Below are 24,216 nucleotides of genomic sequence, written 5' to 3'. Positions count from 1 at the left end.
AATGTGCGTCGTAGGGAAGGTAAGCAAGATGGTACAGGTGAGAGCACACCAGCCGATCAACACCGACGGCAGTATCAATCTCGAGGCATGGCTCGATCATGCGGTCAGTGTCGATCCGGCGCTGGACCGTGAAGCCTTGAAAGAAGCTTGCGAGTTCGCTCGCGAGGCTGAGCAACAAGACAATGCGGCGAAGAATCTCTGGGCCGAAGGGATGTCGAGTTTCCGTGCCGGTCTGGAAATCGCAGAAATTCTTGCTGACCTCAAACTGGATCAGGATTCGCTGGTGGCTGCGGTGCTTTACCGCGGCGTCCGTGAAGGTCAGATCCAGCTACCGATGGTCAGCCAGCGTTTTGGTCCGGTGGTGGCCAAGCTGATCGACGGCGTGCTGCGCATGGCGGCTATCAGCGCCAGTTTGAGTCCGCGGCAGTCGTTGGTGCTTGGCACTCAGGGGCAGGTCGAAAACCTTCGCAAGATGCTGGTGGCCATGGTCGACGACGTTCGCGTCGCGCTGATCAAGCTGGCCGAACGTACCTGCGCGATTCGTGCGGTGAAAACCGCCGATGACGAGAAGCGCAATCGGGTCGCCCGGGAAGTCTTCGACATCTACGCGCCCCTGGCTCACCGTCTCGGTATCGGGCATATCAAGTGGGAGCTGGAGGATTTGTCCTTCCGTTACCTGGAGCCCGATCAGTACAAGCAGATCGCCAAGTTACTGCATGAACGTCGCCTCGATCGCGAACGTTTCATCACCGATGTGATGAATCAATTGCAGACCGAACTGCAGGCTACTGGCGTCGACGCTGACATCAGCGGCCGGGCCAAGCACATCTATTCGATCTGGCGCAAAATGCAGCGCAAGGGTCTGGAATTCAGCCAGATCTACGACGTGCGTGCCGTTCGAGTGCTGGTGCCGGAAATACGCGACTGTTACACCGCACTAGGCATCGTCCATACCTTGTGGCGGCACATCCCGAAAGAGTTCGACGACTACATCGCCAACCCTAAAGAGAACGGCTACCGCTCGTTGCATACGGCGGTTATCGGTCCTGAAGGCAAGGTGCTGGAAGTCCAGATTCGTACCCACGCGATGCACGAAGAGGCCGAGCTGGGCGTTTGCGCTCACTGGCGTTACAAAGGCACCGACGTCAAATCCGGCTCCAATCACTACGAAGAGAAAATCTCCTGGCTGCGTCAGGTGCTCGAGTGGCACGAGGAATTGGGGGATATCGGTGGTCTGGCCGAACAGCTGCGCGTTGATATCGAGCCGGACCGGGTTTACATCTTCACCCCGGACGGCCATGCCATTGACTTGCCCAAAGGCGCGACGCCGCTGGACTTCGCCTACCGTGTGCACACCGAAATCGGTCACAACTGCCGCGGCGCCAAGATCAACGGGCGCATCGTTCCGCTCAACTACAGCCTGCAAACCGGTGAACAGGTCGAGATCATCACCAGTAAGCATGGCACGCCGAGCCGCGACTGGCTGAACCCGAACCTGGGTTACATCACCACCTCTCGAGCCCGGGCGAAGATCGTCCATTGGTTCAAGTTGCAGGCCCGTGATCAAAACGTGGCCGCCGGTAAAGCCTTGCTCGAACGTGAACTGGGTCGTCTTGGCTTGCCGCAGGTGGATTTCGACAAGCTGGCCGACAAGGCCAACATGAAAACCGCCGAGGATATGTTTGCCTCGTTGGGTGCCGGCGATTTGCGCCTGGCGCAGTTGGTCAATCTGGCCCAGCAACTGGTCGAGCCGGAACGCGGCAACGAACAGCTGGAACTGATTCCGCGCAAGGCAACCGGCTACAAGCCCGGCAAGCGCGGCGATATCCAGATTCAGGGTGTTGGCAACCTGATGACTCAGATGGCCGGCTGCTGCCAGCCGCTGCCGGGAGATGCGATCGTCGGCTACATCACCCAGGGCCGGGGCGTCAGCATTCACCGTCAGGACTGTGCGTCGGTGCTGCAGTTGGGTGGCCGTGAGCCGGAACGGATCATTCAGGTCAGTTGGGGGCCGGTGCCGGTGTTGACCTATCCGGTCGACATCGTCATTCGCGCCTATGATCGCTCTGGTTTGCTGCGCGACGTTTCGCAAGTGCTGCTCAATGAGCGGATCAACGTGCTGGCAGTCAATACCCGCTCGAACAAGGAGGACAACACAGCGTTGATGTCCTTGACCATCGAGATTCCGGGGCTGGATGCGTTGGGGCGGTTGCTCGGGAGAATTTCCCAGTTGCCAAACATTATCGAGACGCGCCGTAACAGAACGCCTTGAAATGCGATCCCCTGTAGGAGCCGAGCTTGCTCGCGATAGCGGTGTGTCAGGTAAAACGCTATCTCGAGCAAGCTCGGCTCCTACAGGTTGCGCAGAGAGTTATTGATGTACAACCTTGAAGACCTGTTGCACCTGATGAGTCGTCTGCGGGATCCGCAGTACGGCTGTCCGTGGGATATCAAACAGACTTACGCCACGATCGTGCCCCACACCCTGGAAGAGGCCTATGAGGTCGCTGACGCCATCGAGCGCGGCGACTTCGATCACCTCCAGGGCGAGTTGGGTGACTTGCTGTTCCAGGTGGTCTATTACAGCCAGTTGGCCCGGGAAGAGGGGCGCTTCGAATTCGACGGTGTTGTCGACAGCATTACCCGCAAACTGATTCGGCGTCATCCCCATGTGTTCCCGACCGGCGATCTGTATGCGCCGCTGGATATCCCGCGGCTCGACGAAGAGCAGGTCAAACAGCGCTGGGAAGAGATCAAAGCCGAGGAGCGGGCTGAAAAGTCTCGCGCTCCGGAGCAATTGTCCTTGCTCGATGATGTGCCCGGCACATTGCCTGCGCTGTCCCGGGCGGCGAAATTGCAGAAGCGTGCGGCTCAGGTTGGTTTCGACTGGCCCGATGCCTTGCCAGTGGTCGACAAGGTCCGTGAGGAGCTTGATGAAGTGCTCGAAGCCATGGCCGATAACGACCCTGCGGCCATCGCCGATGAAGTCGGTGATCTGCTGTTTGTCGTGGTGAATCTGGCTCGTCATCTCAAGGTCGATCCGGAAACCGCCTTGCGCGGCGCCAACGCCAAGTTCGAGCGACGTTTCCGATTTATCGAACAGGCATTGCGCGACACCCACCGTCCCATGGAAGATTGCACCCTCGAAGAGTTGGACGCCTTGTGGGGCGAAGCCAAACGTCAGGAAAAGAATTTGCCCAGCTGCGGCTGAGCCGTTGCCTAAGTGAGTAAGTACATGAGCCTTTCCCTTCGCGACCAGTTGCTCAAAGCAGGGCTGGTCAACCAAAAGCAGGCCAAACAGGTCGGCAAAGACAAACAGAAGCAGCAGCGTCTGGCCCATAAAGGTCAGATTGAAGTCGATGACTCGCAGCAGCGTGCAGCCCAGGAAGCGATGGCCGAAAAGGTCAAGCGCGACCAGGAGCTCAATCGTCAGCAGCAGGAAAAGGTCGAGCAGAAAGCCCTCGCCGCGCAGATCAAGCAATTGATCGAAGTCTCGCGCTTGCCGAAGCTGACCACCGAGGACTACTACAACTTCGTCGACGACAAAAAGGTCAAGCGCTTGTCGGTGAACACCTTGATGCGCAACAAGCTCAGCAACGGTTCGCTGGCGATCGTCCACCATGGCGGCGGTTACGAGGTGATCCCCCGTGAGGCGGCGCTGAAGATCCAGGAGCGCGATCCGCAACGTATCGTACAGCTCAACGTTGTGACCGAAGCGCCGGATGAAGATGATCCGTACGCGGCTTATCAGATCCCCGATGATCTGATGTGGTGATTGGCTAGAAACAACAAACCCCGCTGATGGCGGGGTTTGTCGTTGTAAGAGCTGTCGGAGATTGCAGGGTGCCCGAAGGGCATTCGCACTTGGCGGGGGTTCTGCTAAAAATTTTGTTGCTACTAAAAACCTGCTATTTCAGGAAACCTGTGCTTGGCGTTGACTCTCTAGATTTTCCAGCTCTGCCTTATAGCTGTGGGCGTCGATTTCGGAGTGAAACATTCCCACCAGCATGTCTTGTTGATGTACATCCCAGATTCGTATACCGGCGGCTACGCCTTCGTGGGACATATGTGAATCGTCGCGTTCAGTTACTTTTACAGTCATCTGCTAGCTCCAATTTCAATTGATCTGCAGCAAAGCGTGTGCAGGACTTAGTTATATATTTTGTTAGCTTGCTAAGTAAATGATCGGCTTTTGTAATGCACTTTTGTAGAAAATGCAAAAGTCCTGCAGGCCCCGAAATACGTGACATTTGGTCGCAGGTCTCTGACTTTTCTGACAAAAGCTTCATGTTCAAACAGGACTGACGATCTTTTAAGGCGTCATGCAGGTTTTTTCAGGCGAAAAAAAACCCCGCAATTGCGAGGCTTTTCATTTCGATCTGCTTAGCTGCCTTTGACCGCCTTGCCGTTGACCGTACCGTCCTGGAGCATGATGTTGTACTCCTTGCCGTCGGTCTCGACCTGGCGCAGGGCTACTAGGATGTAGCCCCAGTCCTTGGCGAACCACATTTCGGTGATGCGCTTGTTCTGTGTCGGGTCGCGGACACGTTCGACCTTGATTGCATCGACTGAACCAGCCTTGGTCTGGACTTTCTCCTGGCCGATCACGCGGAAGTCGTAGGTGTCCGTATCTTCACCTTCGACCACCTGATAACTCATGCTTTTTTTGCCGGCTGCCACATCACGCTGCAGGGCCAATTGATAGGTGGACTTGTCCAGGATGCCGCTGTTGAGTGGTACGTTGACCGGATCGCCGCGGTCGGTACCGGTGACTTTCTTGGCCGACCAATCGAAATCCAGGTCAATTTTCTTGGCTTTGCCCAGGCCGCCCCGTTCGAAGTGGTAGGTCTGTGGCAGCAGGGTATCCTTGTCGAGGCGCAGGGTGCTTTCCTCGGTCAGGCTAGCGACCAGCATGGAGGCCTTGAAATTCAAGGTCCAGGTGCCGTTGGCATTTTTCGACAGGCTGCGCTCGGCCGAGCCGCTCATGGGGAGCTGTTTCCAGTCGGCGGTATAGCTGGCGGAGAAAGGTTGAAGGTCTGCTGCATGCACAACCGGCAGGGCGAGCAGAGCACAAGCGAAGAGCAGGGCACGACGCATAAAATCTCCTAGGTTCGAATCAAGTGGCCGCTGGCCGCAAGTAACTGACCATCCAATAATGCACTATGCTCACCAAGCGTTAACCGACCTTCGGCAAACCAGCGCACAGCCATCGGGTAAATCTGGTGCTCCTGGACGTGGACTCGTTGCGCCAGACTCTGCGGCGAGTCGTCTAACTCTACCGGGATCACTGCCTGTACGACCAGTGGTCCGCCATCGAGTTCCTCTGTCACGAAGTGCACGCTGCAGCCGTGCTCAGTGTCACCAGCCTCCAGCGCTCGCTGATGAGTGTGTAACCCTTTGTATTTGGGTAGCAGCGATGGATGGATATTCAGCAGGCGGCCCTGGTAATGACGCACGAAATCCGCGCTGAGGATGCGCATGAATCCGGCAAGGACAACAAGCTTGGGTTGAAAGGCGTCGATCAGTTCGATCAAGGCGGCATCGAAGGCCTCACGGCCTTCGAAAGCCTTGTGATCGAGAGCGCGGGTTTCGATACCCGCGTCTCTGGCGCGTTGCAGGCCGTAGGCATCGGCGCGGTTGGAGATCACCGCGCGGATGCGAGCCGGGTTGTCCCCGGCCAGACTGTTGTCGATCAGAGCCTGCAAGTTACTGCCGGTGCCGGAAAGCAGCACCACTACATCACAGGTGGTCGGCGTCTGCTCGTGCATCAGTGAACCTTGAGGTTTTTCAGCTCGACCTGCGGTGCGCCTTCGGCGGCAGTAGCGATCTGGCCGATGACCCAAGGTTGCTCGCCCGCTTCACGCAGAACGTTCAGGGCAGTTTCAACGTGCTCCTGAGCCACGCAGATCACCATGCCAACGCCGCAGTTCAGCACGCGGTGCATTTCTACTTCTTCAACGTTGCCTTTTTCTTGCAGCCAGTCGAATACAGCCGGGCGCTGCCAGCTAGCGACATCAACTACGGCCTGAGCGCCTTTAGGCAGAACGCGCGGGATGTTGTCGAGCAGGCCGCCACCGGTGATGTGGGCCATGGCTTTGACTGCGCCAGTGTCTTTGATCAGCTTGAGCAGCGGCTTCACGTAGATACGAGTCGGGGCCATCAGCAGGTCGGTCAGCGGTTTGCCGTCGAGCTGGATGTTTTCGATGTCGGCACCGGAGACTTCGATGATCTTGCGGATCAGCGAGTAACCGTTGGAGTGCGGACCGGAAGAGGGCAGAGCGAGCAGGGCATCGCCAGCTGCGACTTTCGAACCGTCGATGATTTCGGATTTTTCCACGACGCCGACGCAGAAACCGGCCAGGTCGTAGTCTTCGCCTTCGTACATGCCTGGCATTTCAGCGGTTTCACCGCCGACCAGCGAGCAACCGGACAATTCGCAGCCAGCGCCGATACCGGTCACTACCTGGGTAGCGGTCTCGACGTTCAGTTTGCCGGTGGCGTAGTAGTCGAGGAAGAACAGCGGCTCTGCGCCGCACACCACCAGATCGTTGACGCACATGGCGACCAGGTCGATGCCGATGCTGTCGTGTTTATTCAGGTTCAACGCCAGGCGCAGCTTGGTGCCGACGCCGTCAGTGCCGGAGACCAGGACCGGTTGTTTGTAGCCGGCCGGGATTTCGCAGAGGGCGCCAAAACCGCCCAGTCCGCCCATGACTTCCGGGCGCGCAGTGCGCTTGGCGACGCTCTTGATGCGTTCGACCAATGCTTCACCGGCGTCGATGTCTACACCGGCGTCCTTGTAGCTCAGGGAGGGTTGCTTGCTCATGATCCAGGCCTTTAGGGGGGATTCAGGGGTATCGACCGAGTCCAGTGAGACCGCTGAAATACTAATGCGCGTTTACCGCGCGAGCATTTCAGGGTGCCCAGCTGTTGCCGGTCTGCGAAGGCGCGCGATTTTATCAGGCTTGAGGGGCAGCGGCCATCCTCGGGCCGACGGGTAGGGGCATATCGCGTTAAAAAAACCGTTATTGCTCGTGTTGGTAGCCTCGCCCGTGGCTGTATAAGGTATAGCCTTTAACCGGCTATCGTTATGACAGTACAAAAACTTCCATCGGTCGTGTGAATGTTTTGTCGGGCGTTGTGGTCACAGCCTTGCTCAATCGTGTTCATGCGGTCAGTTCCAGCCGCTTTTTTTGCCGTCGGGAATCTTCCATGCGTCTGTATAAATTTCTATTTGTTGGCTGTTTGTCATTTGTCAGCCTGGCGAGTCATGCCGAAACCCTCAATGGTTTGTATCAAGTGCGCGAACCGGTCAGCGGCCAGACCCCGCAAGAGCGTGATCTAGCCACGCAAAAAGCTTTGGAGACCCTGGTGTTACGCTTGACCGGTGATGCCAAAGCAGCGCAGAGCCCGGGGCTGGCGGCTATTCGCAAGGATCCGCAGCAGATCATTAGCCAATATGGTTATGACGCAGGGCCACCTGAAAGCCTGCAAGTTGATTTCGATCCGGCCAGCACTGATCGTGCGTTGCGTCAGGCGGGGCTGGCCTTATGGGGTAGCAATCGCCCATCGATCCTGGGCTGGTGGCTGAACGATTCGACCGAAGGCTCGAGTCTGGTCGGCGACGGTCAGGCCAGTGCAGTTCCGCTGCGTCGTGCAGCTCAGCACCGCGGCTTGCCGTTGCGTTTGCCGATGGGTGATCTGAATGAGCAGATTGTCGCCACCGCACCGAATCTTGAAGGAAGCGACCCGGCGCCGCTGCGTGCGGCTTCGCAACGTTACGCCGCTGACGCCTTGCTGGCGGTGCACGCCCGTGAGGAAGGTGGGCAGTGGCAGGCCAAATGGCGTCTGTGGCTAGGCGATCAGCGCGAGCAGGGCAGCGTGCAGGGTGCCGATACTGCAGCCCTCGCCGATGCGGTCTTGCTGGCGGTCAGTCAGAAGTTGGCGCCACGCTTCGTCGCCAAGCCTGGAGCGTCCACCGAGCAATTACTGGAGGTTCAAGGCATGACTCTGGAGCGCTACGCGGCACTGGGGCATTTGCTTGAGCCGTTTGGTGCGCAATTGCAGCGCGTTGAGGGTGACCGAATCATTTACCGGGTTAATGGCAGCGCCGAGCAGTTACGTGCGCAGTTGGGCCTGGCGAAGCTGCAAGAGCTTCCCGCGGGTAGCGCAGTGACGCCGGTAGCGTCCGCGCAGCCAGTGGTCGAAGGCACGGCACCGATTGTTGCACCCGCACCGACCGCGCAATTGCGTTTCCGTTGGTAAGTTTTTCTTTCCTTATATAGAAGCTGGAGCGGGTTATGGCTGATACGCGTCGTTGGGTGTGGTTGGGTGGGGTCGCCCTGCTGTGCGCGTTTGTGTACCTGTTGCATCCGATCCTCACGCCGTTCCTGGTGGCGCTGCTGCTGGCCTATCTGTTCGACCCGCTGGTGGATTGGCTGGAAAAGCTCGGACTCTCGCGAACCTGGGGGGTGGTGGCAGTGTTTGCGCTGTTCACCTTGATTGTCATGGCGCTGCTGCTGGTTCTTGTGCCGATGCTGGCCAAGCAGTTTTTCCGTTTGTATGAACTGGCACCGCAAATGCTCGATTGGTTGCAGCACACGGCGATGCCTTGGGCGCAGTCGAAGCTGGGCTTTGCAGAGGGCTTCTGGAAGTTCGACAAGGTCAAGGCTGCTATCAGCGAGCACATGGGCCAGACCACTGACATTGTCGGTGTGGTGCTGAGCCATGCAACGGCTTCCGGCCTCGCGTTGATCGGTTGGCTGGCCAACCTGGTGTTGATCCCGGTGGTGACTTTCTATCTGCTGCGGGACTGGGACCTGATGATGGCGAAGATCCGCAGCCTGCTGCCTCGCGATCGTGAAGAGCGCCTGGTTTCATTGGCTGGCGAGTGCCACGAGGTGCTGGGGGCGTTTGTCCGCGGTCAGTTGCTGGTGATGCTGGCGCTGGGTGTGATCTATGCGGCGGGCTTGATGTTGGTCGGGTTGGAGCTGGGGTTGTTGATCGGTCTCATTGCTGGCCTGGCGGCCATCGTTCCGTACATGGGCTTCGTCATCGGGATTGGCGCGGCCCTCGTGGCTGGCCTGTTCCAGTTTGGTGGCGACCTGTACCCCATGATCGGCATCGTTGTGGTGTTTATGGTCGGCCAGGCGCTGGAAGGTATGGTCTTGACCCCGTTACTGGTGGGGGACCGGATCGGTCTGCACCCGGTGGCGGTGATCTTCGCCATTCTGGCGGGCGGCGAGCTCTTTGGTTTCACCGGGGTTTTGCTGGCCTTGCCTGTGGCGGCGGTAATCATGGTGCTGGTGCGCCATGTGCACGATTTGTATAAAGACTCGGATATCTACAGCGGTGTGCAAGGTCCTGATTTATAAGACCCTCTAATTTGTCGTCGAAGACAGCCCGGCTCAGCGCCGGGTTTGCCTTGGGTGCTCTTCTGACTGTCACAAACGCCGCCAAACAAACCCCGCTGTTTCCTGCAAGTTAACGCAAACCTTTGATTTTGCTTATGGTCTGCTGCATTGTGCGCCCGGCGTCACGGGTATAAACTTTGCAAACTTTACACAGAGGCCACTAACGGTTCGTTTTGGAACTGTTCAGTCAGCATGAAACCGATTCAGCTGCCCCTAGGTGTGCGTCTGCGTGATGACGCCACCTTTATCAACTACTACCCAGGCGCCAATGCCGCTGCACTCGGCTATGTCGAGCGGCTCTGCGAAGCCGACGCCGGCTGGACCGAAAGCCTGATCTATCTCTGGGGCAAGGACGGCGTCGGGCGTACACACTTGCTGCAAGCCGCTTGCTTGCGGTTTGAGCAAATGGGCGAGCCGGCGGTGTACCTGCCGCTGGCAGAGCTGCTGGATCGCGGTATCGAAATCCTCGACAACCTTGAGCAATACGAGCTGGTCTGTCTGGATGATCTGCAGGCGGTAGCGGGGCGGGCGGACTGGGAAGAAGCGTTGTTCCATCTGTTCAACCGTTTGCGTGACAGTGGTCGACGTCTGCTGATCGCCGCTTCAACCTCTCCACGGGAGTTGCCAGTTAAACTGGCCGACTTGAAATCACGCCTGACCCTGGCGTTGATTTTCCAGATGCGTCCGTTGTCCGATGAAGACAAGCTTCGTGCACTGCAGTTGCGTGCTTCGCGTCGCGGTCTGCATCTGACCGATGAAGTCGGGCACTTTATCCTCACTCGCGGCACTCGCAGCATGAGTGCGTTGTTCGAGTTGCTAGAGCGTCTCGATCAGGCTTCGTTACAGGCGCAACGCAAGCTGACTATTCCTTTCCTTAAAGAAACCTTGGGCTGGTAAAACCGCGGCCTGCAGCGCTTTTCAGGCACTTTTCAGGCGCCAGAAAACTTGCCCCGAGGATGCTTCCAGGGTGCGTGAGCGTTTATATTGGGCTTAAGGCCTTAGATGTAAACGAGAAACCGATAAGTCACATTTGCATCGATTGAATTTGCAAATGAGGATGATAGAAGGCATAGTCCGGCTTCTTTACAACTTCAGCCACGGTCGTGCCCATGCTAAATCGCTTCGCACCCCTCGTGCCTCTCGCACTTGTCACCCTATTGTTTGGTTGCGCTGTTCACTCTCCGGTGTCTCAGCAAGAGCAACAACAACAGGTTAAAAACTCTGTTACTGCCCAGTCTTCCGCTATTTACCAGGAAGAACTGGCAACCGAAAAAGAACTGGCTGACTTCTCTGGTAACAAGCCTTATCAGCTGCCTGTTCTGGCCGACAGTATCCTCGAACGTGGCATGTCGCTGATCGGTACCCGCTACCGTTTCGGCGGCACCTCCGAAGCAGGCTTCGATTGCAGCGGTTTCATCGGTTATCTGTTTCGTGAAGAAGCCGGCATGAATTTGCCGCGCTCCACTCGCGAAATGATCAACGTGAACGCTCCGTTGGTCGCTCGTAATAATCTCAAACCCGGTGATCTGCTGTTCTTCAGCACCAATGGCCGTGGCCGCGTCAGCCACGCCGGGATCTACCTGGGTGATGACCAGTTCATCCACTCCAGCAGCCGCCGTAGCGGTGGTGTTCGAGTCGACAGCCTGGGCGACAGCTACTGGAGCAAAACCTTCATCGAAGCCAAGCGCGCACTCGCCATGGCCCCGACGACAGTCACTGCTCGCAAGTAATCAGGCTGTTTGTAAGGTTAAGTTAAAGTCTTACTTGAAGTTTGACGCGTAGACGCTAGAATCTTTGCATATTGTTGATCACCTAACCGCGTAAGCCCTGCTTACGCGGTTTTGTTTTCAGCCTCACGGCAGAGAAAGCCGCATCCAGATCAGGATTGTTCTGCATATGTCGACGTCGGCCCGCCTCGCACTTCTCGTGTTCGCTGCACTGCTCAGTGCTTGCGCCAGCCGTACTCCGCCACCTGCTCCGGTGGTTCGGGCTCCTGTTTTCGCTTCCTCCCAAACCTTTTCGCCTGCGGCTGAAGACGTGCTTATTCGTGCGCTGGGCCTGGTGGGTACGCCTTATCGTTGGGGGGGCAATACGCCGGATTCGGGTTTTGATTGCAGCGGTCTGATCGGCTATGTCTATCGCGATGCCGCTGGTATCACTCTGCCACGTTCGACCCGCGAGATGATTGGCATGCGTGCGCAGGATGTCGACCAAGACGGGCTGCAGACGGGTGATCTGATATTTTTTGCCACCAATGGCGGCTCGCAAGTCAGCCACGCCGGGATCTATGTCGGCGAAGGCCGATTTGTTCACGCGCCGGCCACCGGCGGAACGGTTAAGCTGGACAACCTGTCCAAAGCCTACTGGCAGAAAGCCTATCTCAGCGCCAAGCGGGTATTGCAGCCAGAGCATCTGGCACGTAACCCTTAGGTCGCACGTTCGCAGAGGTTGTCATGACCGCTCGCACTCTCAATCTCGACGATTCCCTCTACAGCTATCTGTTGGATGTTTCCCTGCGCGAAACGCCGTTGTTGCGCCGTTTGCGTGACGAAACCCAGGCCTTGCCCATGGCTCGCTGGCAGGTGGCGCCCGAACAGGGCCAGTTCCTCGCATTGCTGGTCAAGCTAACCGGCGCCAAGCGTTTGCTGGAAGTCGGCACTTTCACCGGCTACAGCGCCTTATGCATGGCCGCAGCCTTGCCCGATGACGGTACCTTGATCTGCTGCGATATCCCCGGTGATTACAATGCCACTGCCCGCCGTTACTGGCAGGAGGCAGGTGTGGCGCAGCGAATTGATTTGCGCCTGGCACCTGCACTGGAAACCCTGGCGCAAATCGAGCAGCAAGGGCGGGGTGGCTGTTTCGACTTGATCTTCATCGATGCCGACAAAGCCAACTATCCAGCCTATCTGGAGAGTGCTTTGCGTCTGCTGCGAAGCGGCGGCCTGGCGATTTTCGATAACACACTGTGGAGCGGGCGGGTGCTTGAGGTGAATCCCGAGAGTGAAGACACCCGAGCCATCCAGGCGCTGAACTGCGCCTTGAAGGATGACCCGCGTGTCGACTTGTCGCTGTTGCCGTTAGGCGATGGGCTGACGTTGTGCCGCAAATTGTAGGAGCAATCGGTCGACGCTCGATTGCTCCTACAAGGTCATTTTTATTTAGCCGACACCCATCAAGCCTTGTTTCCCAGATCATCGGCCTGCCGATTGGTTCAGCCTCTCAGCCGCGCGCCTCTTTGAGCAGCATGGCGACGCCCGGGTGATAGTTGCCCGCTTCGTTGCGCAACTTGCGGTAGGCATAGGGGAAATACCAGGCCACGGCGCAGGTATGTTCCTTTTGCAGATCGTCGAGCATGTCCTGGAGTTCCTCCGGGGTGGCGCTCTGTTGGGTCTTTTGTGGCGCAACAAACAGGCAGCCAAGTTTCAGATCGCTGGCGTAGCTGACTTTCTTCGCGTCGCTCGTGATGTCGAGCAGCGCTTGAGTGAGATTCAGATTGTTGACCCGTGGCCAGCGCTGGGTGGCCTGGATGTAGACCCGTTCTTCTTTGGTGGCGAGGTAGAGGTCGGCACGCCCGTTGCGGTCGCCGTCTTCTTGCTGCTTTTTCGTTGTGGTTTGCTCCAGTGTCACCATTTCCGCCATCCATGCTGCAGCCGACAGCAGGCCAAGGTTGGCGCGTTCATCGAACCAATAAGGGGATTCGTTATCACCGCGCACCTGGTTGTAGCGATCGATACAGTCAAACCAGCGCTCCAGCGCCGGGCGCAGGAATTCCAGCTTCGGATTGCTGATGATCATGCCTTGCATGTTGCTTACCCTTATTCGTGTGATGTTAGAGTTGTGGCTCTTTGATATCACTGCTTTCCGCGTGGCACAAGATTGGCGTCAGTTTTTTGATCGGTGCCGCACAATCGAGGTTGAACGCCCCGGGTTTAATTGACGCTCCACCCCCAACCCTCTAACCTTCGCGACTTGTTTCAGGTGCTCTGTGGCCAACGGTCGACAGAGTGAAACAGGGAAGCCGGTGAGTGTGCGTTCTTTAACAGAGCGGGCAGCGATCCCGGCGCTGCCCCCGCAACGGTAAATGAGTCAAGGCTGCGCTTGTACCACTGTGTCGAGTGTCGACATGGGAAGGTGTGCAGTCCGGGATAACCCCACTCATGAGCCCGGAGACCGGCCTGATTCATCCAACGGCATCACGGTGGGCGATGCCAGGCTTATGCCGTCTATTTTTATTCCTGCCCCCCATTATCCACCCTAGTGGAGAGCTGCCATGACTGAATCCCCCGATCGTGACGAACGCCATCTGGCGCGCATGCTGCGTAAAAAAGCCGTCATCGACGAGCGCATTGCCAACTCACCAAACGAATGCGGATTGCTGTTGGTTCTGACCGGCAACGGCAAAGGTAAAAGCAGTTCCGCCTTCGGCATGCTTGCCCGGGCCATGGGTCACGGTATGCAATGCGGCGTGGTGCAGTTCATCAAGGGTCGCAACAGCACCGGTGAGGAGCTGTTCTTTCGACGCTTCCCCGAGCAAGTACGGTTTCACGTCATGGGCGAAGGCTTCACCTGGGAAACCCAGGATCGCCAGCGTGACATCGCCGCCGCTGAAGCGGCCTGGGAAGTGTCCCGTGAACTGCTGTGCGACCCGGCCATTGGTCTGGTGGTGCTCGACGAGCTGAACATCGCCCTCAAACACGGCTATCTGGACCTGGACCAGGTGCTCAGCGACTTGCAGGCTCGCCCGCCGATGCAGCATGTACTGGTCACCGGTCGCGGCGCCAAACCCGAAATGATCGACCTGGCCGACACGGTCACCGAAATGGGCGTGCTCAAACATGCGTTCCAGGCCGGGATCAAAGCGCAAAAAGGCATCGAGCTGTGAGTAATAAAGCATGAGTGATTCACGTCATTGCCCGGCGGTACTGATCGCCGCGCCGGCTTCCGGTCAGGGCAAGACCACCGTGACCGCCGCATTGGCCCGCTTGCATCGCAATCAGGGGCGTAATGTTCGGGTATTCAAGTGCGGCCCGGACTTTCTCGACCCGATGATTCTCGAACGCGCCAGCGGCGCGCCGGTGTATCAATTGGACATGTGGATGGTCGGCGAGCAAGAAAGCCGTCGATTGTTGTGGGAAGCGGCGGGCGAGGCAGACCTGATCCTGATCGAAGGGGTTATGGGCCTGTTCGACGGCACGCCGTCCAGCGCCGACCTGGCGCGGCACTTCGGTGTGCCGGTGCTCGCAGTGATCGACGGTACGGCCATGGCCCAGACCTTTGGCGCTCTGGCCTTGGGCCTGGCGCGCTATCAGCCGGACTTGCCGTTTGCCGGTGTGCTGGCCAACCGCGTCGGCACTTTGCGTCATGCGCAATTGCTCGAAGGCAGCCTGACCGAAGGTCTGCGCTGGTATGGCGCGTTGTCTCGGGAAACCGGGATCGAATTGCCGAGCCGCCACTTGGGCCTGGTCCAGGCCAGCGAGCTGAATGATCTGGATCTGCGCCTCGACGCGGCGGCCGACGCCTTGGCCGGCAGCTGCGAAGTGGCGTTGCCGCCAGCGATCGAGTTCGCCGCGCCTGAGGTTGTCGTCACCGAGCCATTGCTGGCGGGTGTGCGGATTGCCGTGGCCCGCGATGAAGCGTTCGCGTTCACCTATGGCGCGAGCCTGGACCTGCTCCGGGCGATGGGTGCCGAATTGCTGTTTTTCTCGCCCATCCATGACCGCGAATTGCCCGAGGCTGACAGCGTGTACCTGCCGGGCGGCTACCCGGAGCTGCATCATGTGGCGTTGGCGGAAAACGCCACGATGCTGGCAGCGATCCGCGCGCACCATGCGGCCGGCAAGCCGTTGCTGGCCGAATGTGGTGGCATGTTGTATCTGCTTGATTCCCTGACCGATGTCGAGGGGCAACGCGCCGAGTTGGTAGGGTTGCTGGCGGGGGACGCGGTGATGCAAAAGCGCCTGGCGGCGCTGGCCTTGCAGGCGGTTGATCTGCCAGAAGGTTCGTTGCGCGGTCACACCTATCACCACTCGCTGACCAGCACAGCGCTTGAGCCGATTGCCCGAGGCCTGAGCCCCAACGGTGGACGGGGTGCTGAAGCGGTCTATCGTGATGGTCGAATGACCGCGTCCTACGTGCACTTCTATTTCCCGTCCAATCCATCGGCAGTGGCCGCGTTGTTTGCGCCGGATTCCGAGACCGCTATCGCGAGCAGGCTCGCTCCCACATTAGACCGCGTGCTCCCCGGGAAAGCCGACTTGCTTGCAGAAGAGTCTTACTCAACAGACAAAGCGACGCAATTCACTGTGGGAGCGAGCCTGCTCGCGAAGAGGCCATGACCGACAACGCATTCAGTCCGGCCGAACGTGAAGCTGTTTATCGCGCTATCGGCGAGCGCCGCGACATGCGTCACTTCGCTGGCGGCACCGTCGAGCCCGAACTGCTCAGACGCTTGCTCGAAGCCGCCCATCAAGCCCCTAGTGTGGGCCTGATGCAGCCGTGGCGGTTTATCCGCATTACCGATCGCCCGCTGCGCGGCAAGATCCAGCAACTGGTGGAAGAAGAGCGGGTGCGCACCGCCGAGGCGCTGGGCGAGCGTTCCGACGACTTCATGAAACTGAAAGTCGAAGGCATCAACGACTGCGCCGAAGTGCTGGTCGCCGCGCTAATGGATGATCGCGAGCGGCATATCTTTGGTCGCCGGACCTTGCCGGAAATGGACATGGCGTCGTTGTCTTGCGCGATTCAGAACCTCTGGCTGGCGTCCCGCGCCGAAGGGCTGGGCATGGGCTGGGTGTCGTTATTCGAGCCCAAGGCCCTGGCCGATCTGCTCGGTCTGCCGGCCGGGGCCAAGCCGCTGGCAGTGTTATGTCTGGGACCGGTCACGGCGTTTTATCCGGCCCCCATGCTAGTGCTGGAAGGCTGGGCGCAGCCGCGTCAGCTGAGTGAATTGCTGTATGAAAATTATTGGGGAGTGAGTCAATGAGTGTGGCGTTGTTGAGTGTCGCCGCAGTCGCGCTGGATGCGTTGCTGGGTGAACCCAAGCGCTGGCATCCGCTGGTAGCGTTCGGTCGTTTTGCCGATCGCATCGAGCAACGTTTCAATTCTGGCGGTCGGGGCTGGCGCAGTCACGGCGTCACCGCCTGGGTGTTGGCGGTATTACCGCTGACCCTGCTGGTGACTGCACTTTCCTGGCTGCCCTATGTCGGCTGGCTGGTCGAGATCCTCGCGCTGTATTGCGCCCTTGGTCTACGCAGCCTCGGCGAGCATGTCGAGCCGGTTGCTCAAGCTTTGCGCAGCGATGACCTGGACGAAGCACGGCGCAGAGTGGGTTATCTGGTCAGCCGTCAGACCAGTGAGCTTGATTCAACGGAGGTCGCTCGGGCCGCCACCGAGTCGGTGCTGGAAAACGGCAGCGACGCGGTGTTCGCCGCATTGTTCTGGTTTGCTATCGCCGGTGCGCCAGGCGTGGTGTTGTATCGCCTGAGCAATACCCTGGACGCGATGTGGGGCTATCGAAATGAACGCTTCGAACGCTTCGGCTGGGCTGCGGCGAAGATCGACGATGGTCTTAACTATATTCCTGCTCGCCTGGTTGCCCTGACCTACGCGCTCTTGGGCAAGACTCGTCTGGCACTCAAATGCTGGCGGACTCAAGGGCCCACTTGGGACAGTCCGAACGCAGGTCCGGTGATGGCGGCGGGTGCAGGTGCCTTGGGCGTGGAGTTGGGCGGGGCAGCGATCTACCACGGTGAATTGCATCAGCGTCCGCAACTGGGCGAGGGTGTGCCGGCCGATGCCAATTCCATCGACCGTGGCTGGCAACTGGTGCAGCGCGGCGTGTGGTTATGGTTGCTGCTTCTCTGCGTGGGAGCTGAGTTTTATGCTTGAGCACGGTGGACGCTTACGCAAGGCCGCGCTGCAATACGGTATTGCCGAAGCCGATTGGCTGGACCTGTCCAGCGGTCTTGCGCCTTGGCCGTGGCCAGTGCCGGAGATCCCTCTGCGGGCCTGGGCGCGTTTGCCGGAAACCGATGATGGTCTTGAGCAGGCCGCCTGCGATTATTACGGCGCGGCTCAAGTGCTGCCGGTGCCGGGCTCACAAGCGGCGATCCAGTTACTGCCGCGTTTGCGCCGTGCCGGCAAGGTTGGCGTGCTCTCGCCTTGTTACGCCGAGCATGCCGAGGCTTGGCGCCGTGGCGGTTATATCGTGCGTGAGGTGCTGGAGCAGGAAGTGGATTTCTTTCTCGACAGCCTTGATGTGCTGGTGGTGGTCAACCCGAACAACCCGACCGGCCTGAGCCTGACCCCCGATCGTCTGCTCGACTGGCATGCGCGACTGGCGCAACGCGGTGGCTGGCTGGTGGTCGATGAAGCGTTCATGGACAACACCCCGCATTTGAGTCTGGCCGCTCATGCCAATCAGGTCGGGTTAATCGTTTTGCGTTCATTCGGCAAGTTTTTCGGCTTGGCCGGTGTGCGCCTGGGCTTTGTGTTGGCCGAACGCAAGCTGCTCAAATTGCTCGCCGAACAGGTCGGACCGTGGTCGGTCAGCGGGCCGACGCGGGTGCTGGGACAGGTTTGCCTGCGCGATACGGTGGGGCATGCCCGGCAACGCCTGCGCAGCGAAGAGGCTAGTCAACGCTTGACGCAAGTGCTTGAGCGTCATGGGCTCAAGCCACAGGGCGGCTGCGCCTTATTCCAATGGCTGATCACTGAGCGTGCGGAACACCTGCACGAATTCATGGCTCAACGCGGCATCCTGCTGCGGATATTCACCCATAACAGCAGTCTGCGTTTTGGCTTACCGGCCGATGAAGCCGATTGGCTGCGCCTCGAGCAAGCGTTAGAGGCCTACACCAAGGAAGACGCGCCATGACTACCCTGATGGTGCAAGGCACCACCTCGGACGCAGGCAAAAGTACGCTGGTAACGGCGCTGTGCCGCTGGCTGACCCGGCAGGGCGTCAGCGTCGTGCCGTTCAAACCGCAGAACATGGCGCTCAACAGCGCGGTGACGGCGGACGGCGGTGAAATCGGTCGTGCCCAGGCGGTGCAGGCTCAGGCCGCCAATCTTGAACCGCACACCGACATGAACCCGGTGCTGCTCAAGCCCAACAGCGATACCGGCGCGCAGGTGATCATTCATGGCCGCGCGGTAACCAGCATGAACGCCGTGGCCTATCACGACTACAAAGTTATCGCCATGCAGGCAGTGTTGGCCTCCCATCAACGCCTGAGCGCCGCCTACCCGGTGGTCATGGTCGAGGGCGCGGGCTCGCCAGCCGAGATCAACCTGCGTGCTGGCGATATCGCCAATATGGGGTTTGCCGAAGCGGTGGACTGCCCGGTGTTGCTGATTGCTGACATCAATCGCGGCGGAGTGTTTGCCCATTTGGTGGGCACTTTGGAGTTGTTGTCGGCCAGTGAACAGGCACGGGTCAAAGGCTTCATCATCAACCGCTTTCGTGGCGACATTGCCTTGCTGCAACCGGGCCTCGACTGGCTCGAAGAGCGCACCGGCAAGCCTGTGATTGGCGTGTTGCCGTATGTCATGGACCTGCACCTGGAAGCTGAAGACGGCATCGATCAGCGTCAGACCAACAAGGTCGAGCAGGTACTAAAAGTGGTGGTGCCGGTCTTGCCGCGCATCAGCAACCATACCGATTTCGATCCCCTGCGTTTGCACCCGCAAGTCGATCTGCAATTCGTCGGTCCGGGCCAGCCGATTCCTCCGGCTGACTTGATCATTCTCCCCGGCTCGAAAAGTGTGCGCAGTGACCTCGCGTACCTGCGCACCAATGGCTGGGACACGGCCATCACCCGGCACCTGCGTTACGGCGGCAAGTTGCTGGGGATCTGCGGCGGTCTGCAGATGCTCGGCGAGCAGTTACATGATCCGCTGGGCCTTGAAGGCGCGGCGGGTTCCAGTGCCGGTCTGGGCCTGCTGGCATTTGCCACGGTCCTTGAAGAAGAGAAACAACTGCGCAATGTACGCGGCCATCTGGCCCTGGAAGACGCGCCCGTCAGCGGTTATGAAATTCATGCCGGAGTCACTACCGGCGCCGCGCTGGAACTGGCTGCCGTGTATCTAGACGACGGTCGCAGTGATGGCGCGCAAAGTGCGGATGGGCAAATTTTCGGCACTTATCTGCATGGTGTGTTCGAGTCGCCGGCGGCGTGCAGCGCGCTGTTGCGTTGGGCGGGTTTGCAGGATGTGCAGGAGGTGGATTACCACGCCTTGCGCGAGCGTGACATTGAGCGCTTGGCCGATCTGGTGGAAAAGCATCTTGATACGAGCTATTTGCGCGAACTCTGTGGGATTTAGGGTGAGTGTTATGGCCCTATCGCGAGCAAGCTCGCTCCTACATTTAATCCGGCAGGGCACGCAATTGCGGCACAACGAAAATCCACTGTAGGAGCGAGCTTGCTCGCGATGGGGCCAGTGGCCGCACCGCTAAATTGAAGGGATATGACCATGCTGCAACTGATCCTCGGCGGCGCTCGCTCCGGCAAGAGTCGTCTGGCTGAAAAACTCGCCTCCGACAGCGGCCTGGGCGTGACTTACATCGCTACCAGCCAGCCGTTGGATGGCGAAATGAACGAGCGCATTGCCCATCATCGCCAGCGTCGTCCGGTTGAATGGTCGTTGATCGAAGAGCCACTTGAGCTGGCCCGTGTGCTAGTCGAAACCGCCAGTGCCGAACGTTGCCTGCTGGTGGATTGCCTGACCTTGTGGCTGACCAATCTGCTGATGCTGGAAAACCCCGAACGCCTGGCCCTTGAGCGTGAGGCGCTGCTGGAGTGCCTGGCGTCGTTGCCGGGTGAAATCATTTTTGTCAGCAACGAGACCGGTCTGGGTGTCGTGCCGCTGGGCGAATTGACTCGCCGCTATGTCGATGAAGCCGGTTGGTTGCATCAAGCCCTGGCTGAGCGCTGTCAGCGTGTCGTACTGACCGTCGCCGGCCTGCCCCTGACTTTGAAAGGAACTGCGTTATGAATAACTCCTGGTGGCTGAACCCGTGTAAGCCGATCAATGTGCAGGCTTACGAGCAGGCGGCGGCCCGTCAGCAGCAACTGACCAAACCGGCCGGTTCTCTCGGCCAGCTTGAGTCGATCGCGGTGCAGTTGGCCGGGTTGCAGGGGCGGGTCAAACCGAGCCTGAATCAGCTGTGGATTGCGATCTTTGCAGGTGACCACGGTGTAGTCGCCGAAGGCGTTTCGGCGTTCCCCCAGGAAGTCACCGGGCAGATGTTGCATAACTTCGTCAGCGGCGGTGCGGCGATCAGCGTGTTGGCGCGACAGTTGGGCGCACAACTGGAAGTGGTTGATCTGGGCACCGTCACCCCTTCGTTGAATCTGCCGGGCGTGCGTCACCTGAACATTGGCGCGGGCACACAGAACTTCGTCAACGGCCCGGCCATGACTCAAACCCAGGGCGAATTGGCCCTGGAGGCCGGACGTGACAGCGTGCGCCGCGCCATTGCGGCAGGGGCTGAACTGTTTATTGGTGGCGAGATGGGCATCGGCAACACCACTGCGGCCAGCGCCGTGGCCTGCGCGTTGCTTGATTGCCCGGTGGTGCATCTGGTCGGGCCGGGTACGGGGCTGAATGCCGCGGGCGTCAGCCATAAAGCGCACGTTATCGAGCGAGCCCTGGCAATGCATGCCGCCCAGCGTGGCGATACATTGCAGACGTTGTTCAACCTCGGTGGTTTTGAAATCGCGGCGCTGGTCGGGGCTTATCTGGCCTGCGCTCAGGAAGGCGTGGCAGTGTTGGTGGACGGCTTCATCTGCAGCGTCGCAGCGTTGGTTGCTGTGCGCTTGAATCCTGCGTGTCGCGACTGGCTGCTGTTCGGTCATCGAGGTGCCGAGCCGGGTCATCGTCATGTGCTGGAGGCATTGAAAGCTGAGCCTTTGCTGGATCTCGGCTTGCGCTTGGGGGAGGGCAGCGGTGCTGCGCTGGCTGTGCCCTTGTTGCGACTGGCTTGTGACCTGCACGGGCAGATGGCGACCTTCGCCGAAGCTGCAGTGGCGGATCGCCCGGCATGATGCAATTGGACCTGCTGCGCCACGGCGAAACCGAACTCGGTGGCGGTTTGCGCGGCAGTCTGGATGACGCATTGACGGCCAAGGGCTGGGAGCAAATGCGCGCCGCGGTGCTGGCAATGGGGCCGTGGGATCGGCTGGTCAGCTCGCCGTTGCAGCGTTGCGCACGTTTCGCTGAGGAACTGGGCGCACGTCTTGGGTTGCCGGTGCAGCTGGAAAAAGACCTGCAAGAACTGCATTTCGGGGCCTGGGAAGGGCAGAGCACAGCGGCACTGATGGAAACCGACGCCCAAGCCCTGGGCATGTTCTGGGCGGATCCGTACGGGTTTACCCCACCCGAGGGCGAGCCGGTGACACAGTTTTCGGTGCGGGTGCTGGCGGCGGTTGAGCGGCTGCACCAAGCCTATGCCGGTGAACGGGTGCTGCTGATCAGCCATGGTGGGGTCATGCGGTTGCTGCTGGCTCAGGCTCGGGGTTTACCCCGCGAGCAATTGCTTAATGTTGAAGTCGGTCACGGTGCGCTGTTTTCGCTGCGGGTCGAGGCCAATGCGACCTTGAACGAAGGGACCTGAACGTGCTGCCTTTGTGGATCGCCCTGCAATTTCTCAGCAGCTTGCCGATTCGTCTGCCAGGCATGCCGCAGTCGCAGGAGTTGGGCCGTTCGCTGCTGTTTTATCCGCTGGTCGGGTTGCTGTTCGGCGGGCTGCTGTGGGCGTTGAACGGGTTGCTCGACGGCACACCGTTGATGCTGCATGGGGCATTGCTGCTGAGCGCCTGGGTCTTGCTCAGCGGTGGTTTGCATCTGGATGGTCTGGCTGACAGCGCCGATGCCTGGCTGGGTGGTTTTGGTGATCGTGAACGCACCCTGACCATCATGAAGGACCCGCGCAGCGGGCCGATTGCGGTAGTCACGCTGATGTTGGTGCTGTTGCTCAAATTCACAGCGTTGCTGGCACTGATTGAGCAGCAGCACAGCGTTGTATTGATTCTGGCGCCACTGATCGGCCGCGGCGCGTTGCTGGGGTTATTTCTGACGACACCTTACGTGCGACCCGGTGGGTTGGGGCAGGCCTTGGCGGATCATCTGCCGCGCATGGCCGGTAAACAGGTGTTGTTGCTGAGCGCGGTGGTTTGTGTGCTGATCGCGGGATTCCGCGGTGTGTTTGCCGTGGTGCTGGCGGTCGCGGTGTTCTTCTGGTTGCGGCAAGTGATGATGCGGCGGCTGGGAGGGACTACCGGTGATACGGCGGGGGCGATGCTGGAATTGTTGGAGGTTGCGGTGTTAGTCGGATTGGCGTTGGTCTGATGCGAATGCGCTGATTATCCCGCGATGGCGATTTGTAAGGCGAAGAAGAACGTACCGTAGAACCTCTCCAAAACTTGCTTTCATTCAACCGCGGGTATATACACGCACAATGCTTCCTTCCCAATGTTTATGCACTAACCTGCGTCGCGCCGCTCGAGGTGTCAGCAGGTACTACGACGGTGCTCTTGACGGCTTCGGGATCAACGTTGCTCAGTATTCTTTGCTGTGCAATTTGCAACGTCTGGACCAGCCGAGCATTTCGACCCTGGCGCACGCCATGGGCCTGGACCGCAGTACCTTGGGGCGTAATCTGCGGGTGCTGGAGGGCGAAGGTCTGGTCACGTTGGTCGAAGGTGAAGATCATCGCAATCGTGTCGTGCTGCTCACTGAGACCGGGCGGGAGCGACTGGCGGCGGCCTTGCCGGCGTGGGAAGCGGCGCAGCAGCGTTTGATCGAGAAACTGGGGGCAGAGAAGCGGGAAACCTTGCTGGCCTTGCTGGATGAGCTTGCCTGAAGGCAATAAGTCCGATCATAAGCGGGTATATACCCGCTACCGGAGAACAAGAATGACATCGATGTGGCGTACCAGCGGTTGGGTTCTTCTTGGGAGTGCGCTGATCCTCGCGTTGTCCTTGGGCGTGCGGCATGGATTTGGGCTGTTTCTGGCGCCGATGAGTACGGAGTTTGGTTGGGGGCGTGAGGTATTTGCGTTCGCCATTGCCTTGCAGAACCTGATCTGGGGCCTGGCGCAACCTTTTACCGGTGCACTGGCCGACCGTTTCGGTGCGGCCAAAGTGGTGCTGATCGGCGGTGTGTTGTACGCCCTTGGGTTGGTGTTCATGGGGTTGTCCGACTCGGCCTGGTCGTTGTCGCTGAGTGCGGGCTTGTTGATTGGGATCGGTCTATCGGGTACCTCGTTTTCGGTGATTCTGGGCGTGGTCGGGCGTGCCGTTCCTCTAGAGAAGCGCAGCATGGCCATGGGTATTGCCAGTGCCGCTGGTTCCTTCGGCCAATTCGCCATGTTGCCCGGGACTCTTGGGTTGATCGGCTGGCTTGGCTGGTCGGCGGCGCTGTTGGTGCTGGGTTTGCTGGTGGCGTTGATCGTGCCGCTGGTGAGCATGCTCAAGGACAACCCGTTGCCGGTATTGGGTCATGAACAGACTTTGTCCGAAGCCTTGCATGAGGCGTGCTCGCACTCCGGTTTCTGGTTGTTGGCGTTTGGCTTTTTTGTCTGTGGTTTTCAGGTGGTGTTTATCGGTGTGCACTTGCCGGCCTATCTAGTGGATCAGCATCTGCCAGCAACCACGGGCACCACAGTGTTGGGTAACTGATCCATAAACCCCACCTATCCAAACAGGCGGCGCCTGAGGTGGGGAGGAATCAAATCATGCCGGCGCGGAGGCCGTTCGCGGCGCAGCTACTTCATTTTTTGTGGCTTGATATCCACCAC

General features: G+C 59.2%; 25 protein-coding genes, 1 pseudogene and 1 riboswitch. Of the genes and pseudogenes, 21 read left to right on the top strand and 5 right to left on the bottom strand.

Going from position 1 to position 24,216, the window contains the following annotated elements:
- Window positions 1-28: 28 nt before the first annotated feature.
- The 3 genes from relA to ACZYSM_RS25485 all read left to right on the top strand — a co-directional run bounded on the left by relA (window position 29) and on the right by ACZYSM_RS25485 (window position 3,775).
- The gene (gene relA, locus ACZYSM_RS25495) at window positions 29-2,272 is read left to right on the top strand and encodes a GTP diphosphokinase (RefSeq protein WP_489075835.1); all 2,244 of its coding nucleotides are present in this window, start codon (window positions 29-31) and stop codon (window positions 2,270-2,272) included.
- Window positions 2,273-2,377: 105 nt separating this feature from the next.
- Entirely contained in the window at window positions 2,378-3,211 is an 834-nt protein-coding gene (mazG, locus tag ACZYSM_RS25490; protein WP_489075833.1) for a nucleoside triphosphate pyrophosphohydrolase, read from the top strand.
- 24 nt (window positions 3,212-3,235) lie between these two features.
- Complete coding sequence (locus ACZYSM_RS25485; RefSeq protein ID WP_489075831.1) at window positions 3,236-3,775, top strand: DUF2058 domain-containing protein; 540 nt, start codon at window positions 3,236-3,238, stop codon at window positions 3,773-3,775.
- Between the two features lie 138 nt (window positions 3,776-3,913).
- On the opposite strand, the gene ACZYSM_RS25480 is transcribed toward ACZYSM_RS25485, so the two are convergent.
- From ACZYSM_RS25480 to purM, 4 genes are all read right to left on the bottom strand, one after another.
- The gene (locus tag ACZYSM_RS25480; RefSeq protein ID WP_489075829.1) at window positions 3,914-4,102 is read right to left on the bottom strand and encodes a hypothetical protein; all 189 of its coding nucleotides are present in this window, start codon (window positions 4,100-4,102) and stop codon (window positions 3,914-3,916) included.
- A gap of 281 nt (window positions 4,103-4,383) precedes the next feature.
- Complete coding sequence (locus tag ACZYSM_RS25475; RefSeq protein WP_489075827.1) at window positions 4,384-5,097, bottom strand: DUF3108 domain-containing protein; 714 nt, start codon at window positions 5,095-5,097, stop codon at window positions 4,384-4,386.
- A gap of 8 nt (window positions 5,098-5,105) precedes the next feature.
- The gene (gene purN, locus ACZYSM_RS25470) at window positions 5,106-5,768 is read right to left on the bottom strand and encodes a phosphoribosylglycinamide formyltransferase (protein ID WP_489075825.1); all 663 of its coding nucleotides are present in this window, start codon (window positions 5,766-5,768) and stop codon (window positions 5,106-5,108) included.
- Window positions 5,768-6,826 (bottom strand): phosphoribosylformylglycinamidine cyclo-ligase, encoded by a 1,059-nt coding sequence (gene purM, locus ACZYSM_RS25465; protein ID WP_489075823.1) that lies wholly within the window; start codon window positions 6,824-6,826, stop codon window positions 5,768-5,770. Before purM ends, purN begins: the two co-directional genes overlap by 1 nt.
- Before the next feature lie 386 nt (window positions 6,827-7,212).
- Between purM and ACZYSM_RS25460 the strand changes: the two genes are divergently transcribed.
- The 6 genes from ACZYSM_RS25460 (at window position 7,213) to ACZYSM_RS25435 (ending at window position 12,529) form a co-directional block, all read left to right on the top strand.
- Window positions 7,213-8,265 (top strand): DUF2066 domain-containing protein, encoded by a 1,053-nt coding sequence (locus ACZYSM_RS25460; RefSeq protein WP_489075821.1) that lies wholly within the window; start codon window positions 7,213-7,215, stop codon window positions 8,263-8,265.
- A 35-nt stretch (window positions 8,266-8,300) separates the two neighbouring features.
- Window positions 8,301-9,374 carry an AI-2E family transporter gene (locus tag ACZYSM_RS25455; protein WP_489075819.1) on the top strand — a complete coding sequence of 358 codons (1,074 nt, stop codon included), beginning with the start codon at window positions 8,301-8,303 and terminating at the stop codon, window positions 9,372-9,374.
- A 231-nt stretch (window positions 9,375-9,605) separates the two neighbouring features.
- A complete protein-coding gene (gene hda / locus ACZYSM_RS25450; RefSeq protein ID WP_054049492.1) occupies window positions 9,606-10,310 on the top strand; it encodes a DnaA regulatory inactivator Hda in 705 nt (234 codons plus the stop codon).
- A gap of 212 nt (window positions 10,311-10,522) precedes the next feature.
- Entirely contained in the window at window positions 10,523-11,143 is a 621-nt protein-coding gene (locus tag ACZYSM_RS25445) for a C40 family peptidase (RefSeq protein WP_489075817.1), read from the top strand.
- 166 nt (window positions 11,144-11,309) lie between these two features.
- Complete coding sequence (locus ACZYSM_RS25440; protein ID WP_489075815.1) at window positions 11,310-11,843, top strand: C40 family peptidase; 534 nt, start codon at window positions 11,310-11,312, stop codon at window positions 11,841-11,843.
- 23 nt (window positions 11,844-11,866) lie between these two features.
- A complete protein-coding gene (locus ACZYSM_RS25435) occupies window positions 11,867-12,529 on the top strand; it encodes a class I SAM-dependent methyltransferase (RefSeq protein ID WP_489075813.1) in 663 nt (220 codons plus the stop codon).
- Between the two features lie 106 nt (window positions 12,530-12,635).
- Here ACZYSM_RS25435 and ACZYSM_RS25430 read toward each other — a convergent pair whose 3' ends face one another.
- On the bottom strand, window positions 12,636-13,220 hold the full coding sequence (locus ACZYSM_RS25430; protein WP_489075811.1) for a hypothetical protein: 585 nt from the start codon (window positions 13,218-13,220) through the stop codon (window positions 12,636-12,638).
- Between the two features lie 155 nt (window positions 13,221-13,375).
- Window positions 13,376-13,609: riboswitch (cobalamin riboswitch) on the top strand.
- A gap of 77 nt (window positions 13,610-13,686) precedes the next feature.
- Between ACZYSM_RS25430 and cobO the strand changes: the two genes are divergently transcribed.
- From cobO to ACZYSM_RS25370, 12 genes and pseudogenes are all read left to right on the top strand, one after another.
- Window positions 13,687-14,298: a cob(I)yrinic acid a,c-diamide adenosyltransferase gene (gene cobO, locus ACZYSM_RS25425; protein ID WP_489075809.1), complete on the top strand. Its 612-nt coding sequence runs from the start codon at window positions 13,687-13,689 to the stop codon at window positions 14,296-14,298.
- A 10-nt stretch (window positions 14,299-14,308) separates the two neighbouring features.
- A complete protein-coding gene (locus ACZYSM_RS25420) occupies window positions 14,309-15,751 on the top strand; it encodes a cobyrinic acid a,c-diamide synthase CobB (protein ID WP_489075807.1) in 1,443 nt (480 codons plus the stop codon).
- Window positions 15,748-16,398, top strand: coding sequence for a 5,6-dimethylbenzimidazole synthase (bluB, locus tag ACZYSM_RS25415; RefSeq protein WP_489075805.1), 651 nt, complete (start codon window positions 15,748-15,750; stop codon window positions 16,396-16,398). Before ACZYSM_RS25420 ends, bluB begins: the two co-directional genes overlap by 4 nt.
- On the top strand, window positions 16,395-17,303 hold the full coding sequence (gene cbiB / locus ACZYSM_RS25410; RefSeq protein WP_489075803.1) for an adenosylcobinamide-phosphate synthase CbiB: 909 nt from the start codon (window positions 16,395-16,397) through the stop codon (window positions 17,301-17,303). Before bluB ends, cbiB begins: the two co-directional genes overlap by 4 nt.
- Window positions 17,296-18,291, top strand: a complete 996-nt coding sequence (gene cobD, locus ACZYSM_RS25405) for a threonine-phosphate decarboxylase CobD (protein WP_489075801.1) — start codon at window positions 17,296-17,298, stop codon at window positions 18,289-18,291. Before cbiB ends, cobD begins: the two co-directional genes overlap by 8 nt.
- A complete protein-coding gene (locus ACZYSM_RS25400) occupies window positions 18,288-19,739 on the top strand; it encodes a cobyric acid synthase (RefSeq protein ID WP_489075799.1) in 1,452 nt (483 codons plus the stop codon). The genes cobD and ACZYSM_RS25400 overlap by 4 nt, the downstream gene beginning before the upstream one ends.
- A gap of 150 nt (window positions 19,740-19,889) precedes the next feature.
- Window positions 19,890-20,411 (top strand): bifunctional adenosylcobinamide kinase/adenosylcobinamide-phosphate guanylyltransferase, encoded by a 522-nt coding sequence (gene cobU, locus ACZYSM_RS25395; protein WP_489075797.1) that lies wholly within the window; start codon window positions 19,890-19,892, stop codon window positions 20,409-20,411.
- Window positions 20,408-21,463 (top strand): nicotinate-nucleotide--dimethylbenzimidazole phosphoribosyltransferase, encoded by a 1,056-nt coding sequence (cobT, locus tag ACZYSM_RS25390; RefSeq protein WP_489075795.1) that lies wholly within the window; start codon window positions 20,408-20,410, stop codon window positions 21,461-21,463. Before cobU ends, cobT begins: the two co-directional genes overlap by 4 nt.
- Window positions 21,460-22,032, top strand: a complete 573-nt coding sequence (cobC, locus tag ACZYSM_RS25385; protein WP_489075793.1) for an alpha-ribazole phosphatase family protein — start codon at window positions 21,460-21,462, stop codon at window positions 22,030-22,032. The genes cobT and cobC overlap by 4 nt, the downstream gene beginning before the upstream one ends.
- Before the next feature lie 2 nt (window positions 22,033-22,034).
- Window positions 22,035-22,766 carry an adenosylcobinamide-GDP ribazoletransferase gene (locus tag ACZYSM_RS25380; RefSeq protein ID WP_489075791.1) on the top strand — a complete coding sequence of 244 codons (732 nt, stop codon included), beginning with the start codon at window positions 22,035-22,037 and terminating at the stop codon, window positions 22,764-22,766.
- 109 nt (window positions 22,767-22,875) lie between these two features.
- Window positions 22,876-23,280 (top strand): MarR family winged helix-turn-helix transcriptional regulator, encoded by a 405-nt coding sequence (locus ACZYSM_RS25375; RefSeq protein WP_489075789.1) that lies wholly within the window; start codon window positions 22,876-22,878, stop codon window positions 23,278-23,280.
- A 52-nt stretch (window positions 23,281-23,332) separates the two neighbouring features.
- Window positions 23,333-24,088 (top strand): annotated as a pseudogene (locus ACZYSM_RS25370) (MFS transporter); the annotation flags it as partial.
- Window positions 24,089-24,216 lie beyond the last annotated feature (128 nt).

The sequence above is a fragment of the Pseudomonas sp. F220 genome (genome assembly GCF_057813935.1).
The sequence above is the reverse complement of the archived record's forward strand: the minus strand, read 5'-3'. Positions and strand labels throughout refer to the sequence as shown.